Annotated in this window: 14 protein-coding genes; 4 read left to right on the top strand and 10 right to left on the bottom strand. The window is 60.3% G+C overall.

Translation table 11 applies throughout. From position 1 onward, the window contains the following. Positions 1-75: 75 nt before the first annotated feature. Genes IPJ12_10455 through IPJ12_10445 form a run of 3 tightly spaced genes read left to right on the top strand, consistent with a single transcriptional unit; the run spans position 76 to position 5,764 of the window. Positions 76-1,152 (top strand): hypothetical protein, encoded by a 1,077-nt coding sequence (locus tag IPJ12_10455; GenBank protein ID MBK7647568.1) that lies wholly within the window; start codon positions 76-78, stop codon positions 1,150-1,152. Positions 1,153-1,188: 36 nt separating this feature from the next. Beyond that, positions 1,189-5,175, top strand: a complete 3,987-nt coding sequence (locus tag IPJ12_10450; GenBank protein ID MBK7647567.1) for an amino acid adenylation domain-containing protein — start codon at positions 1,189-1,191, stop codon at positions 5,173-5,175. A 1-nt stretch (position 5,176) separates the two neighbouring features. Continuing rightward, positions 5,177-5,764, top strand: coding sequence for a hypothetical protein (locus tag IPJ12_10445; GenBank protein MBK7647566.1), 588 nt, complete (start codon positions 5,177-5,179; stop codon positions 5,762-5,764). Here IPJ12_10445 and maf read toward each other — a convergent pair. The 9 genes from maf to IPJ12_10400 are packed head-to-tail and all read right to left on the bottom strand — an operon-like array spanning position 5,736 to position 11,363. Beyond that, positions 5,736-6,341, bottom strand: coding sequence for a septum formation inhibitor Maf (maf, locus tag IPJ12_10440; GenBank protein ID MBK7647565.1), 606 nt, complete (start codon positions 6,339-6,341; stop codon positions 5,736-5,738). The genes IPJ12_10445 and maf overlap by 29 nt on opposite strands. Next, complete coding sequence (gene rlmH / locus IPJ12_10435; GenBank protein ID MBK7647564.1) at positions 6,341-6,811, bottom strand: 23S rRNA (pseudouridine(1915)-N(3))-methyltransferase RlmH; 471 nt, start codon at positions 6,809-6,811, stop codon at positions 6,341-6,343. Before rlmH ends, maf begins: the two co-directional genes overlap by 1 nt. After that, entirely contained in the window at positions 6,808-7,173 is a 366-nt protein-coding gene (rsfS, locus tag IPJ12_10430; GenBank protein ID MBK7647563.1) for a ribosome silencing factor, read from the bottom strand. The genes rlmH and rsfS overlap by 4 nt, the downstream gene beginning before the upstream one ends. Continuing rightward, entirely contained in the window at positions 7,173-7,826 is a 654-nt protein-coding gene (gene nadD / locus IPJ12_10425) for a nicotinate-nucleotide adenylyltransferase (protein MBK7647562.1), read from the bottom strand. The genes rsfS and nadD overlap by 1 nt, the downstream gene beginning before the upstream one ends. 4 nt (positions 7,827-7,830) lie before the next feature. Beyond that, a complete protein-coding gene (locus IPJ12_10420; GenBank protein MBK7647561.1) occupies positions 7,831-8,604 on the bottom strand; it encodes a hypothetical protein in 774 nt (257 codons plus the stop codon). 2 nt (positions 8,605-8,606) lie between these two features. After that, entirely contained in the window at positions 8,607-9,353 is a 747-nt protein-coding gene (locus IPJ12_10415) for a hypothetical protein (GenBank protein MBK7647560.1), read from the bottom strand. A gap of 9 nt (positions 9,354-9,362) precedes the next feature. Further along, on the bottom strand, positions 9,363-10,289 hold the full coding sequence (locus IPJ12_10410; GenBank protein ID MBK7647559.1) for a homoserine kinase: 927 nt from the start codon (positions 10,287-10,289) through the stop codon (positions 9,363-9,365). Positions 10,290-10,292: 3 nt separating this feature from the next. Continuing rightward, positions 10,293-10,622 carry a DUF2782 domain-containing protein gene (locus IPJ12_10405; protein MBK7647558.1) on the bottom strand — a complete coding sequence of 110 codons (330 nt, stop codon included), beginning with the start codon at positions 10,620-10,622 and terminating at the stop codon, positions 10,293-10,295. A 30-nt stretch (positions 10,623-10,652) separates the two neighbouring features. After that, on the bottom strand, positions 10,653-11,363 hold the full coding sequence (locus tag IPJ12_10400) for a TIGR00730 family Rossman fold protein (protein ID MBK7647557.1): 711 nt from the start codon (positions 11,361-11,363) through the stop codon (positions 10,653-10,655). A 23-nt stretch (positions 11,364-11,386) separates the two neighbouring features. Here IPJ12_10400 and polA point away from each other — a divergent pair, with 23 nt between their 5' ends. After that, complete coding sequence (gene polA / locus IPJ12_10395) at positions 11,387-14,107, top strand: DNA polymerase I (GenBank protein ID MBK7647556.1); 2,721 nt, start codon at positions 11,387-11,389, stop codon at positions 14,105-14,107. 46 nt (positions 14,108-14,153) lie between these two features. Here polA and IPJ12_10390 read toward each other — a convergent pair whose 3' ends face one another. Beyond that, positions 14,154-14,948: a glycosyltransferase family 2 protein gene (locus IPJ12_10390; protein ID MBK7647555.1), complete on the bottom strand. Its 795-nt coding sequence runs from the start codon at positions 14,946-14,948 to the stop codon at positions 14,154-14,156. Positions 14,949-14,984 lie beyond the last annotated feature (36 nt).

The following is a 14,984-nucleotide window of genomic DNA, read 5'->3' as shown; positions in this document are numbered from 1 at the left end:
GCCTGGAATTTTTCGATTTTGGCTGATTTTTCCGGTTGACCGCAGCAATCGAAACTGAACCCCGAAAACCGCCCGATGCACCTGTTTGTCGACATCTCCAGCCACGGCTTCGGCCATCTGGCCATCACTGCCCCGGTCCTGAACCAACTGGCGACCAGTGACCCGAATTTCCGCCTGACCATCCGCAGCGCGCTCCCCGCCACCAAGCTGCAGCAGCGAATCAAACCAGCTTTTGAGCTGTTCGTCGGCGCCAGCGATTTTGGCTACGTGATGATTGACGCCACCCGCATCGACCTTGAAGCCAGCGCCACCGCATACCGTCAGGCGCACGCGGACTGGGCGGCCCGCGTCGCCGATGAAGCGCGCTTTCTGTCCTGCCTCAAGCCCGATCTGGCCCTCACCAACGTCAGCTACCTGCCGCTGGCCGGCGCTGCCGCAGCGGGCATTCCAGCCCTCAGCCTGTGTTCGCTGAACTGGGCGGACCTGTTTGCCCATTTTTTCGGCGGCCAAGCTTGGGCAAAACCCATCCACACCCAAATGCTCGCTGCCTACCGTTCGGCACAGGCGTTTCTCCGGGTTACCCCGGGCATGGCGATGCGTGCGCTGGATAATCTCCAATACATCGACCCGATTGCCGCCTTTGGCACCAAACACGATCTCGGACTGAATGGCGACAAGGCCATCCTCATTGCCATGGGCGGCATTGCCCATCGCCTGCCGGTAGAAAACTGGCCGCGCCTGCCAGGCGTACGCTGGCTTGTTCCCGCTGCCTGGGACTGCCGACATCCGGATGCCGTCAGCAGCGAATCCTTCGGCCTCGGCTTTACCGACTTGCTCTGCTCTGTCGACGCCGTGCTCACCAAGCCCGGCTATGGTACCTTCACCGAAGCAGCCTGCAACGGCGCGCCGGTCATTTTTCAGCGACGCGAAGACTGGCCAGAGCAGGATTGCCTGATCGAGTGGCTGAAGAACAACGGTCGTTGTATCGAAATCGAGGCGACAGCGCTGGACCGCGGGCAGCTTTCGTCAGCCATAGACGGCGTCATAAACCAGGCGTCTTCACCCAGACCTGCAGCAGATGGCATTGCCCAAGCAGCTCGTTCCATTCTCAGCATGCAGGCGCACAATTTTTTACCTGACAATCGCCCTTAAACACCCCATTTTGCACGGGATTTGGCACAATCCGGCATGCTCGAAATCTGTCCTCTGCCCCACCCGACCAGCCGCCTTTGCGGCCCCGAAACACCCGACCTTATCCGCGATGAAATCCTGGCCGATCTTTTCGAAGCCACGGCAGCGCGAACCCCGGAAAATATTGCGCTGATCTTCGCCGAGCGCGAGCTCAGCTATGGCGAACTGAACGCCGCTACCGACCGTGTCGCTTCGCGCCTGATCGCCGATGGCGTGCGCCCCGGCCAGATTGTCGGCCTCTGGCTACCGCGTGGTATCGACCTGCTCGTCATGCAACTCGGCATTGCCAAAACGGGCGCTGCCTGGCTGCCTTTTGACGCTGACACCCCCGTCGACCGCATCAAGGTCTGCCTCGATGACGCCGACAGTGCCGGCCTTGTCACCGTTGCCAATATCGACGATCTCGGCCGCCGTTGCTGGCTGGCCGACGACCTGCAAGCCGACCACCCCGGCCCGCTCAATCGCCGCCAGAATACGCGCCCCAACGACCCGGCCTACGTCATCTATACCTCCGGCTCGACTGGCAAGCCCAAGGGCATCCTGATCAATCAAGGCGCCATCTGTCACTTCCTGCGCAGCGAAAACGCCGTTCTCGGCATCGGCGCGCACGACCGGGTTTATCAGGGCTTTTCCGTCGCCTTCGACATGTCCTTCGAGGAAATCTGGATCAGCTACCTGGTCGGCGCCACGCTCTGGCTGGCCCCCAAGGAAGTCGCCACCGACCCCGAAGCCTTGCCGATTGCGCTGATCGACAACCGGGTCACCATCCTGCATGCCGTACCGACCTTGCTCGCATTGTTCACCTGCGACGTTCCCGGCCTGCGCCTGATCAACCTCGGCGGCGAAGCCTGCCCGCAGGCCATCGTCGAGCGCTGGGCCCGCCCCGGCCGCCAGGTCTTTAATACCTACGGTCCGACCGAAGCCACCGTCTCGGCCAGCCTGGCCGAATTGCATCCGGGCCAAGCGGTCACCATTGGCCGTCCCTTGCCCAACTACGGCCTGTTGGTCATCGATGCTGCGGTCGAAAACGGTCTGCGTCTGTTGCCACAAGGCGAGACCGGCGAACTGTGCATCACCGGCCCCGGCGTCGCCGCCGGTTATCTCGGTCGCCCGGATCTGACCGCCGAAAAATTCCTCGACAACCCGTGGGCAGCCAACGAGCACGAAAGCCGCCTCTATCGTACTGGCGACCTTGCCCGCATCGATGAAGCCGGGCAGATCCACTGCCTCGGCCGTACCGATGATCAGGTCAAGATTCGCGGCTTCCGCGTTGAACTGGGCGAGATCGAAGCCGCCCTGACCCGCCAGCCCGGCGTCGGCACGGCAGCCGTGATCCTGCGTCAGGATGACGGCATCGAGCGCCTGGTCGCGTACCTCATCGTCGACGATACAGAAACCACGACTGGCCCGGCGCTGCGGGCCACGCTGGCAACCTCCCTGCCGCCCTACATGGTGCCTTCGCATGTCGAGATGCTGGAGGTCATGCCGCGCCTGACCTCGGGCAAGATCGACCGCAAAGCCCTGCGCGCCCGCCCGCTGGAACCTCCCGCTGGCGCCCCCGGCGACTCGGACACCCCGGAAACCCCGGCCGAGGAAATCCTCTTCGCCGCACTGGCCCGCCTATTTCCCGGCCAAGCAATCAAGCGCGAGGCGGATTTCTTCGCTGACCTTGGCGGCCACTCCCTGTTTGCTGCCCGCCTCGCCTCCACGCTGCGTCAGGAAGCTCGCTTTGCCGGCTTTTCGGTCCGCGACATCTACGTCCACCGTCGCATCGGCCTGATTGCCAATGCCCTGTCCGCCACCATCGAAGTCGCCATCGATGCCAGCGCCACCGAATGGACCCCGCCCCCGGCCAGCCGCCGCTGGCTGTGCGGCCTTGCCCAGGCCTGCGTCCTGCCGCCGCTGGTCGGCATGCGCATGGGCCAGTGGCTGGCGCCGTTTTTCACCTATCACTACTTCACCGGCGACCCCGGTGACTCAATCGCTGTCGCCGTGGCGGTTTCGGTGGGCGTCTTTCTCCTCGCCACCGTGCTCAGTTTCCTGTTCGCGATTGTCGGCAAATGGTTGATTGCCGGTCGCCTGAAGCCAGGCAGCTATCCGCTGTGGGGCCTGACCTACTTCCGCTGGTGGTGCGCTGACCGCCTGATCGAGGGCGCTCCGGTCTATATGCTGAGCAGTTCACCGCTCAATGTCTGGTGGTTGCGTGCGCTTGGCGCCCGAATCGGCAACGAGGCCATCATCGGCAACGTCACGCTGCGCGCTCATGATCTGCTGCGTATCGGTGATGGCGCCAGCATTGGCAATGCGGTCAATCTTGAAAATGCCCGCGTTGAACGCGGTCAGCTGCACCTCGGCAACATCACGCTGGAAGATCATGTCTGCATTGGCTCGTATTCAGTGGTTGAAGGGAATACGACCATCCGCAACTACGGCCATCTGGAAGGGCAATCCGCCCTGAGCGAAGGACAGGAAATCCCACCTGGCCGGATCTGGCTGGGGTCGCCGGCGCTTGATATCGGCGAATTCGATCCCGCATCCATCCCGCCGAGGCCCGAAGTTTCTGAAACCCGCCTCGCCCGCGAAGGGCTGTTTTACGTGCTGGGCATGCTCGCAACCGCCGCGCTGTTTTTCATGCCGGTATTTCCCAGCTTCATGCTGGTCGACTGGCTCGACCCGGCACCCAACAGCCTGCCCGTTCCCTTGCAGTTGCTGAAGTATTTCCTGCTGGCGTTCCCCGGAACTGCTGCCCTTATTTTCGGCACCATCCTGAGCTCTGCCATGTTGCGCTGGACGCTCCTGCCACGACTCGAAGCGGGCAGCTGGCCGGTTCATAGTCGCATCTATTGCAGCCGCTGGCTGGTCAACCAGATCCAGGAATCCAGCCTGAACATTTTGCATGGCATCTACGCGACGGTGTACGCACCCTTCTGGTACCGCCTGCTGGGTGCTAAAGTTGGCCGCGATGCAGAAATTTCGACAGCGCAAGGGCTGGTTCCCGACCTGTTGACGCTGGGCGACGAGACCTTCATTGCCGATGCCGTCATGCTCGGCGACGAGGAAATCGATGGCGGCTGGATGACCCTGAAACCCACCGTGGTTTCGCGCCGCAGCTTTGTCGGCAATGGCGCCTTCATCCCGGATGGCACCATTCTGCCCGAAAACGTCCTGATCGGCGTCCAGTCACGCGCCCCGGCCAATGACCGGATGCAGCCGGGTGATACCTGGCTCGGATCGCCACCGATCAACCTGCCAGCTCGCGAGCAGACCGCCGGCTACCCGGAGGAACTGACCTTCCGCCCCTCCAAGAAGCGCCGACTGGGGCGAGCACTGGTCGAAGCCTTCCGCATCATTTCACCCCATGCGCTGGTGATCGCTGTCGGCTACTCGGTTGTGCTTCATGTCATTCCGCTGGCCGAAGCGGGCCTTTGGCAACAGGTCTTTGCCGCCCTGACGCTGGCCGGCGTATTTTTTGCCACCGGCACCCTGCTCTTCGTTGGTATCTTCAAATGGCTGAGCATCGGGCGTTACATCAAATTTTCGGTGCCGATGTGGACACCCTTCGTGTGGACGTCGGAAGCGATCACCAGTCTTTATGTCGGTATGGCGGTACCTAATTTCATGCGCTATCTGCGCGGTACGCCGTGGATGCCGATTGCGCTCAATCTGCTGGGGTGCCGCATTGGGCGCGGGGTTTATCTCGACACCACCGATGTCACGGAATTCGACTGCGTCCACATCGGCGACTACAGCGAACTGAACGCGCTGGCCTGCCCGCAAACCCATCTCTTCGAAGACCGCGTCATGAAGATTGACCGGGTCACCATCGGCAAACGGGTTTATATTGGGCCGCGAACCACGGTCTTGTATGGCGCCGTCGTCGGTGACAATGTCCGTCTCGGTGCACTTTCGCTGGTCATGAAAGGCGAAAGCCTGCCGGCCGGATCACGTTGGCATGGTTGTCCGGCTGCCCCTGCCAGCCGTTGAAATGATGGATAGGCCAGCGGCTGTCCAGCGCTGGCCTGCATCATTCGATGCCGAACAAGAACTACTGATTGTCGCGGTCGACACGCCAAATACGCCAATTCGCCAAACTGCCCGCCAGCAGGTCCGTGACGTTCTCCGCGAAATTCTGGGCGAGATCGAACTCATTTCCGAACCTGGGCAGCCGCTACGCATCTCGGGGCAACAGCGCACGTTCGGCATTTCAGTCAGTCATGAAAACGGACTTTCACTACTGGCCATTTGCCGTTCCGGCCAGGTCGGGATCGATCTGCTGCAAGTACCGGAAAATACGAGCTGGCAGGCAGAAATACCGGTGCTGGCCATTGATTATTTAGGCCAGAAAATAGCCCGCCAAATCTCCGAGTTGCCACCCAAAGAACAGCTTGTCCGCTTCGCACAAGCCTGGACCAAACACGAAGCACGGCTCAAATGCCGTGGTCTGGGGCTTGTTGAATGGAATACAGCGCTGGAGAAACACTTGTCGCCCTGCCAGGTCCAGACCTTGATCTTGCCGGCCGGCTACTTGGGCGCCGTGGCCACCCTTAAAGCGGCCGAAAACCCAGTCGCTTGAGTAGTTCCCCTGTTTCGCAAACAGGCAGCCCCATCACGCCGGTGTAGCTGCCTGAAAGATGCTCGACGAACATCCCGGCGCGCCCCTGAATTCCGTAGGCCCCTGCTTTGTCCATCGGCTCGCCACTCATCACGTAGTGGCGAATTTCATCGTCATCAAGGGTACGAAAGCGGACTTCGCTGGTCGACAGCAAATACTCGGTTCGTCCTTGATGATCGACGGCGACGCCAGTCAGCACGCGATGGGTTCGCCCTGACAATCGACGTAAAATGGCTGTCGCATCCAGCATATCGACAGGCTTGCCGATGATCTGGCCATCCAGTTCAAGTGTCGTGTCGGCCGACAGCACCGGTCGCATGGGCAGGCGACGTTCTTCGACGATTTTCAGGCCGTGCATGGCTTTAGCACGAGCCACGCGCTCGACGTAGTCAATGGGCGCCTCGCCCGGTTTGGGGGTTTCATCGGTCTCGCTATCGGCCCGGCTACCATCGCGAAACACGACGGTATCGAAGTCGATGCCAATCTGGTGCAGCAATTCACGACGCCGCGGGCTGCGCGAAGCAAGGTAGAGACGCATCATCCCTCCCGATGATATGGATGGTTTTTCAGGACACTGACGGCACGATACAACTGTTCGCACAATAGCAGGCGAGCCATGCCGTGTGGAAGCGTCAAACTGGACAAACGCAGCTTGTCATCGGCTTCCTGCTTGAACGCTTCGTCCAGCCCGTCGGCGCCGCCGATCAGCAAGACCACATCGCGGCCATCCTGCATCCAGACCTCCAGCCGTTTGGCCAGCTTGAGCGTTGTCAGGTCATCACCCTTTTCGTCGAGCACGACAATCCTGCAACTGCCCGGCAAGGCATCGCGGAGACGGCCTTTCTCAGCTGCAAGCAGTTGTTCGCGGGTCTTCGAGCCGCGCGGTTCCGGTTTGATCTCGGTCACGCTGGCCGGCAATTCGCGCGGCATGCGTTTCAGGTACTCGGCGCAGCCCTCGTTCACCCAGTCGGGCTGACGATGACCGACGGCGAGTACGGCCAGCTTCATTCTTCCCTGGCCTGCTCCACGGCCTTGCGACGCTGGGCGGGCGTTGCCGACCAGAGTTCCTCAAGGTTGTAGTACTGGCGCACGTTGGCTTGCATGACGTGTACAACGATGTCACCGAGATCGACCAGCACCCATTCGCCACCGTCTTCGCCTTCGGTCGAGACGACCTCGCCGCCGGCTTCCTTGACCTTTTCCTGAACGTTTTGGGCCAGCGATTTGACTTGGCGATTCGAATCGCCGGTCGCAATGACAATGCGATCGAACATCGACGTCAGTTTGCTGGTGTTGATGACTTCGATATCCTTGCCCTTGATGTCTTCGAGGGCGGAAACGATGATTTTTTGTAGCTTGCGGATGTCCATCAGGTACTTTTATAGAGTTGGTGAAGATCAATATAGTCGAGAACGGTGTCTGGCAGCAAATAGCGTGCAGACAAGCCATTGGCCAATAGTTTGCGGATTTGCGTCGCCGAAATGGCCAGCTGGGTCATGGCAAAAGTGATGATTCCGCCAGCTGGTGAGGTTTTCAGGGCGCCGGCATCAGCCAGTGCGCGGTCAAGAAACTCAGTCGCCAATTCATGTGGCAGGCTGCCTGTCTCTACCGGAAAACCAGGACGATGCGACACGGCGACATGGGCCAAGGCAAATATATCGCGCCATCGGTGCCAGCTTGAAAGCCCGGCAAAGGCATCAGCGCCGACCAGAAGAACGAGCGATTGTTCGTCCCCCAGTTCCCGACGCAGTCTTTCCAGCGTATGGATGGTATAGCTCGGCGCCGCAGCCTCGACCTCGCTCGCATCAATTGAAAATCTGGCATTTTTTGCCGTTGACCGCAGCACCATCTCCAAACGTTGCTGCGCCGTTACCTGAGGCGTACCGCGATGCGGCGGCTGCCCGGCGGGAATCCAGCGCACACCGGCCAGCCCGAGATGGTTGATTGATTCCTCCGCCAGCCGCAAGTGGCCGTAATGAACGGGGTCAAACGTGCCACCAAACAGGCCCAGCGGTTGGCTCAAGGCGTCAGACAATTTCGGAAATACCGAAGATGTCGCGGTAGCTGGCGTAGAAGCTGGCAAAAATGGCCGGTGCAATGATCAGCGCCATCGGTACTGTCACGATTGCAGTAATAAAGTTCGCCGCCCCGGGAAGGATCAGCAACAGGGTGCCAAGCAGCACACCGGGCACAATCCCGGCCACCAGTACGATGCCGAAACTGTAAACCAGGAAGGGCCGCCAATTGATCCAGCAGGCGATGAAGCTGAAGAACAATGCCTTGCCGAGCGACAAGCGATGCCACGCGGCAAGCACCGGCGCAAACCAGTAGGCCATCATCACCGGCATCATCATGGCCATCACAAAGAGTGCTGGCAGGACGAAATTCTCGTCCTCGACAGCCGCCCGTTCAACCCGGTTCCCCGCCATCATGAAGCGGAACATGTCGCCGCCATCCAGAAGCGTAGACAACCCGAGGATACCCAAGGTGCAACACAAATAGAGCGCCCCCAAGGCGAGCAATGTTCGGCCATTTTCCTTCATGCTGCCAAACAGGGTTTGTATGCTGGCCGGCTGGCCGCGATCGACATGACGGGCGGCCTGCATCAGGCCGACGGACAGGCCTGGAATGACCAGCGAAGCTGCCAACGCGCCAATAACCGGTAGCACGTTGAGAAAAATGATGGTCAGCCAGTAAGTCACGACCAGCATGCCGAGCACCGGCGGATTACGGCGAAAGATGGCAAAGCCTGTCAAAATCCAGCCCCAACCGGCGGCGGGAGGCAGTGTGTGGGCTCGCATGCTCAGCTACCCACGAAAATATCGCGGTAGGACGCGTAGACCGCCCCCGAAAACACTGGCAGCAGCAATAGCAGCCCCATGCCAACCGGCAGCATCGCAAAGAACAAGGCGACCACCAGAAAAATCCCGAAAATCGCCATTGGCAGAAAATTCTTGGCGCCTGCCGCAAAACTGGCCTTCATGGCATCCAGCGGCTGCATGTCGTGGAAAAAAACCAGCGCGGGGGCAAACCAGGTCGCCATGATCACCGGTACTGACAGCACCAGAACCAATAGACCGGCGAGCATGATGCCGCCGAAGGCGATACCGAAACCGGCCACCTTGCCGGTCACGACGCCACCGAGCACACCGCCACTCACCAGCAAAAATGCGATGAACGCGATACCGAATATGCCGATCGCAAAGAAAACGCCGACCATGACCAGCTGCCCGGCATTATGGCGAAACCCGGCGAACAGGTCCGCAATTTCTGGCTCTTCTCCCACGGCCAGCCGACGGCAAAGCTTGATCATGCCTGCGCCGAAAAGCGGAACCAGCAGGTGTGCAGCAATCTGCCCGAACAAGGGCACGATGGAAATTGCCATCAAGATGACCAGCAACAAGACGGTGCTACCGATCCAGACACCTGGATTGACCAGAAACATGGCCCAACCCTGACGCAGCCAATCAAAGCAGGCACCAGGATCGACTTCACGGCTTTCGCCATTAAATCGTGCCGGCGCCATCGGAAAAGCGGGAGTTTCACTCATGCGCGGATGCTAACGGGGCATTGCTTCCGGAGCAAGGCGAAAACGCGTCAACATCGCCATGAAATGGTCCGGATTCTTGATTGTTACCACTTCTCCCGTCCGCGGCTGGTGCCGAACCTCCAGTCGCAGCAACCAGAAACGCAACGCGGCGGCGCGACGCATGGCTGGCCAGGCCTGAATCTCGGCCTCGCTCAATGCGCGCTGGCCGGCGTAGCCGTCAAACAAGGCCGCCAGGGACGGCGCATCGCCGCACCAGTCGTTGGCAACTACCGCCAAGTCAAAGAGCCAGGCATCTTCGCCGGCAAAGTAGAAATCAAGCACACCGGACAATTGGCCCGATGAATCCCACAGCACATTGTCACGAAACAGGTCGGCGTGAATGATGCCGCGCGGGAGAGCGGCATAGTCCTGCCCGTACTGAAAGCGCAGTTCATCGCTCAGTAGCGCCTGCTCATCCGCCGAAAGCAGCGGCAGCAAGGTCTCGCCGGTCGCCTGCCGCCAGGCAGCACCACACGGATTGGGGAGCGGCCGAGCCATGTCAGCGGCAGCCAGATGCAAGCGCGCCAACATCTTGCCGACAGCCTGGCAGTGCACGACCCCCGGTGTTTCCAAAGCGGTACCGCGCAGGCAGCTCAGTAGCGCCGCAGGCTTGCCGGCCAGCAAACGCCAGCGCCGCCCATCGCCATCGACCAGTGGCTGAGGACACGGAATGCCGCGTTGCGCCAGGTGGTCCTGCAATGCCAGGTAAAAATCCAGTGCCGCGATATCGATCCGCTCAAACAGGGTCAGCACTAAACGGCCACTGCCGGTCGTTACGAAATAATTGGAATTCTGCATACCGGCGGCGATGCCGGCATAGTCAATCAGCTCGCCCAAACCGAAGGGCTGGAGCCAGGCGGCAAGTTCATCCCGCCTGACAGTGGTATAGACAGACAAGACTTACCAGCTGTGAATGACCCACATCGGCGGCTTGACCGCTGGATGGTTGATGTCGGCTTCGATAAAGTTGCCGTCACCCTGGCGATCGACCAGATAGTAGGAAGGACCGACCGCCGGTGTGACCTTGATCATGTAGAGTTTGCCCTTGACGCGGAACTCTTCACGAGTTTCAGTCTCTCGCTTGACGATGGTGACCTGAGGCTCAAGCGCGTCATCGAAGGCCTCCATACCCGGCGGTGGCGGCGGAACAGCCGGCAATGGCTGGAGGTCGCCTTTTTGCGCCCAGACAGGAAGAGCGGCAAGGAGCATAAGGGGAAGAAGGCGGCGCATGATCGAGTCCTCGGTATTGATACCTTGATTTTACAGGTTGAGCAGCATCTCGTGTTCGTTCGGCAAAGGGCCGAAAGGACGAGCTTCGTAATGTTTGAAAATAGCCTCGACGACTTTTTCCGGTTCATCGATCAACTGGATCAGATTCATGTCCTCGGGATCGACCATGCCCTCGGCAACCAGACGCTCCCTGAACCAATCGAGCATCCCTCCCCAGAAGGCAGTGCCGACAAGAATCAAGGGAATTTTTCTCCCTTTGCCGGTCTGGATCAGGGTCAGTGCTTCCATCAGCTCGTCCAGCGTGCCAAATCCGCCCGGCATGACGACATAGGCGCTGGCGAAGCGGACGAACATGTATTTGCGGGCAAAGAAGTGGCGGAAGGTCTGCGAGATATCCTGATACGGGTTGTTTTTCTGCTCGTGCGGCAACTGGATGTTCAGGCCGACCGACGGTGACTTGCCGAAGAAGGCACCTTTGTTGGCGGCCTCCATGATGCCCGGCCCGCCGCCGGAAATGACTGAAAAACCGGAGTCGGACAACAAGCGTGCTATCTGCTCGGTCAGCATGTAGTAAGGGGAATCTGTCCGCACCCGGGCACTGCCGAACATCGTGACAGCCGGCCTGATCGCTGCCAGACGCTCGGTCGCCTCGACGAACTCTGACATAATGCCAAAAATCCGCCATGACTCGCGGGCTGTCGTGCTTTTCAGGATGGCCTCGGTCTCCACGCCCGTCACCAGTTTTTCGCTTTCCGTCACTTCTCATGCCTCTCTTGTTGTTAGTGGACGGTTCGTCCTATCTCTACCGTGCTTTTCATGCCCTGCCCGACCTGCGCAACAAGGCCGGCGAGCCAACGGGTGCCATCTACGGCGTTCTGAACATGCTACGTCGTCTGGAGACCGACTACAAGGCAGAGTACAAGGCTGTCGTCTTCGATGCCAAAGGCAAGACCTTCCGCGACGACTGGTATCCCGAATACAAGGCCCACCGACCACCGATGCCGGATGACCTCGTTCAACAAATTGAACCTCTGCACGCCGCCATCAAGGCTGCCGGCTGGCCGCTGATCATGGTCGACGGCGTCGAGGCTGACGACGTGATCGGCACGCTGGCAACGAATGCCACGGTCGACGGGATAAATACGCTGATTTCCACCGGTGACAAGGATCTGACACAACTGGTCAGCCCCTCCGTGCGCTGGTACAACACGATGAGCAACGAGCTGCTTGACGAAGCTGGCGTCGAAGCCAAGTTCGGCGTGCCGCCCGAGAAGATCATCGATTACTTGGCGCTGGTTGGCGACACTGTTGATGGCGTGCCCGGCGTCGCCAAATGCGGACCGAAGACGGCGCTCAAATGGCTGGCGCAATACGGCTCGCTCGAAGAAATCGTCGCCCATGCCGAGGAAATCGGCGGCGTCGTCGGCCAGAACCTGCGCGACCACCTCGGCTTCCTGCCGCTCGGCAAAAAGCTGGTCACCGTCGCCTGCGACCTCTCCAACCTGCCGGCGCCGAAGTCGCTGACCACAATGCCGCGCGACGCGGATACCCTGCGCGAGCTGTACATCCGCTACCAGTTCCGCACCTGGCTGGGCGAAATTGACGGCCCGGAAGCGGCGGCAGCGGTTCCGGCACGCGAGGGCTTGAGCGCGACGCCCGTCGCGCCGACCGCCCCCGTCGAGGTCACGTACGAAACCGTGCTCAGCTGGCCGCAATTCGACACATGGCTGGCCAAAATCGACGCCGCCGAACTCACTGCCCTCGACACCGAAACGACCAGCCTCGACTCCTTCGCTGCCCGCATCGTCGGCATTTCGCTGTCGGTGACGCCGGGAGAAGCCTGCTACATCCCCGTCGCCCACACAGCCCCCGGTGTCGCCGACCAACTGCCGCGCGACGAGGTGCTGGAAAAGCTCAAACCCTGGCTTTCCGCGGTCAACCGGAAAAAAGTGCTACAAAACGCAAAGTATGATCAGCACGTTTTTGCCAACCACGGCATCGCGCTGGCCGGCATCGCCCACGACACCATGCTGCAAAGCTACGTCATCGAGTCCGACAAGGGCCACGACCTCGGGCAGCTCTGCACCCGGCACCTGGGGCTGGCCACCGTCGCCTACGAAGACCTGTGCGGCAAGGGTGCCAAGCAGATCAGCTTCGACCAGGTCGACATCGAACGCGCCGCCACCTACTCGGCCGAAGACGCCGATGTCACGTTGCGTGTTCATAACGTCCTGTACCCGCAATTTGCTGACGAACCAGGTTTGAGCCGCATCTACGCTGACATCGAAATGCCGGCCCGCCAAGTCATCTGGCAGATCGAACGCAACGGCATCCTGATCGACGGCGACATTCTCGCCCGCCAGAGCCACGAGATGGGCCAGAAGATCATGGCTCTCGAAGCGCAAGCCTATGAACTGGCCGGCCAGCCCTTCAATCTCGCCTCGCCCAAGCAACTGGCCGACATCCTGTTTGAAAAGCTGGGCCTGCCGGTCAAGAAAAAGACGCCATCCGGCGGTCCGTCGACCGATGAAGAAGTGCTCTCCGAACTCGCCCTCGACTACCCGCTACCCAAGCTGCTGCTCGAACACCGCAGCCTGTCCAAGCTCAAGGGTACCTACACCGACAAGCTGCCGCGCATGGTGAATTCGCAGACAGGGAGAGTGCATACTCACTTCGCTCAAGCTGCGGTTGTAACCGGGCGCTTGGCATCAAGCGACCCCAACCTGCAAAACATCCCGGTGCGCAGCGAGGAAGGCCGAAAAATTCGCACCGCCTTCATCGCGCCACCGGACAGTAGCATCGTCTCGGCCGACTATTCGCAAATCGAATTGCGCATCATGGCGCACCTGTCGGGCGACGAAGGCCTGCTCAACGCCTTCGCCCACGGCGAGGACGTGCACCGGGCGACGGCCGGCGAAATCTTTGGTGTTACGCCGCTCGAAGTCGGCCCCGACCAGCGCCGCGTCGCCAAGAGCATCAACTTCGGCCTGATCTACGGCATGAGCGCCTTCGGACTTGCCCGCCAGCTCGGACTGGAACGCAGCGCGGCACAAACTTACATCGACCGCTACTTTGCCCGCTACCCTGGCGTTGCCCGCTACATGGAAGAAGCCCGGGAAACGGCGCGGCAGAAAGGCTACGTAGAAACCGCTTTCGGGCGCCGACTGTGGTTCCCTGAAATTCGTTCAAGCAATGGCAACCGCCGCCAGGGAGCCGAGCGCGCCGCCATCAATGCACCCATGCAGGGCACGGCCGCCGACCTGATCAAGCTGGCGATGATCGCCGTACAGAACTGGCTGGAAAAATCGGCACTCAAGTCGCGCCTTGTCCTGCAGGTACACGACGAACTACTGCTGGAAGTCCCTGACAACGAGCTGATGGAAATCCGAACCCATCTTCCCCGCCTGATGGCTCAGGTCGCTGAACTCAAGGTGCCGCTCGTTGTTGAAGTCGGCGTCGGCCCCAACTGGGAAGCAGCACACTAGGCGTCACCCTGCCAGCTTTCCCGCTCGGCGGGAAAGCTGGCCGCAATCAGGGATTGCGTTTCAGCGGCCCGCTTTCGGGCATTTTCCAGTTCTGATCCATCTCGAAGCCTTTGGCATAGCGATAAAACGTCTGCTCGAAGTAGGCGAAAGCGATGACAAAGCCCGGCCAGCCATCGAGCGCGCCCAGCTTGAAGACGTAGTGTTTGATGAAGGCCCAGCTGCCATGGGTAAACGCACGCCCCATGCTGCCGGTACGCCCACGCGACGCCAGTTTTTCGGCACCCAGCCGGGAGTAGCGATTGACCTTGTGCACCACCTCATCCAGGTTTTTGAAAGGCAATTGCCAGATGGGCTGCTGAAGATGGCCTTCCGGCAGCTCACTGTGCGAGATGTAGCCCTCATGCACAGGTTCGAGCGTATAGCCCATCTTGCCCCGGCGGAAGAGTTGCGGTTGCCGATAGTTCGGATACCAGCCTGAATGCTTGATCCAGCGCCCCATGAAAAAATTGCGACGCGGCATGAAATAAATGTCGACACTGGCCGGGTCAGCAATAACCTTCAGTATCTCGTCACGCGCCTCCGGCGTACAACGCTCGTCGGCATCCAGGCTGAAGATCCAGTCGTTGGTGCACGCCGCGATGGCTTGATTTCTCAAGTCGCCAAACCCCTTGAACGGAATCTGGATAACGCGTGCGCCAAGCCCTTCGGCAATCTCCACCATGCCATCGGTGCTACCCGAATCCGCAACGATGATTTCATCCGCCCACAGCACGCTATTCACCGCAGCAGCGATCTTCTCCGCTTCGTTGAAGGCGATGATATAGGCCGTGACTTTGGGCATAACGGACATTCCTTTTGTACTTTCCATGAATAAGCT

The organism is Betaproteobacteria bacterium, assembly GCA_016709965.1.
Lineage (GTDB): Bacteria > Pseudomonadota > Gammaproteobacteria > Burkholderiales > Rhodocyclaceae > Azonexus > Azonexus amarohabitans.
Note: the sequence above shows the minus strand (reverse complement) of the source record. Positions and strands in the feature narration are given on the sequence as shown.

Bases quoted from the DNA above. Each gene is read 5' to 3' on its own strand.
- polA (MBK7647556.1), top strand. From the start codon at position 11,387: ATGCCTCTCTTGTTGTTAGTGGACGGTTCGTCCTATCTCTACCGTGCT.
- IPJ12_10405 (MBK7647558.1), bottom strand. From the start codon at position 10,622: ATGCGCCGCCTTCTTCCCCTTATGCTCCTTGCCGCTCTTCCTGTCTGG.
- IPJ12_10390 (MBK7647555.1), bottom strand. From the start codon at position 14,948: ATGCCCAAAGTCACGGCCTATATCATCGCCTTCAACGAAGCGGAGAAG.
- IPJ12_10415 (MBK7647560.1), bottom strand. From the start codon at position 9,353: ATGAGTGAAACTCCCGCTTTTCCGATGGCGCCGGCACGATTTAATGGC.
- maf (MBK7647565.1), bottom strand. From the start codon at position 6,341: ATGCGTCTCTACCTTGCTTCGCGCAGCCCGCGGCGTCGTGAATTGCTG.
- IPJ12_10420 (MBK7647561.1), bottom strand. From the start codon at position 8,604: ATGCGAGCCCACACACTGCCTCCCGCCGCCGGTTGGGGCTGGATTTTG.
- rsfS (MBK7647563.1), bottom strand. From the start codon at position 7,173: ATGGACATCCGCAAGCTACAAAAAATCATCGTTTCCGCCCTCGAAGAC.
- IPJ12_10445 (MBK7647566.1), top strand. From the start codon at position 5,177: ATGATGGATAGGCCAGCGGCTGTCCAGCGCTGGCCTGCATCATTCGAT.
- IPJ12_10455 (MBK7647568.1), top strand. From the start codon at position 76: ATGCACCTGTTTGTCGACATCTCCAGCCACGGCTTCGGCCATCTGGCC.
- IPJ12_10450 (MBK7647567.1), top strand. From the start codon at position 1,189: ATGCTCGAAATCTGTCCTCTGCCCCACCCGACCAGCCGCCTTTGCGGC.
- rlmH (MBK7647564.1), bottom strand. From the start codon at position 6,811: ATGAAGCTGGCCGTACTCGCCGTCGGTCATCGTCAGCCCGACTGGGTG.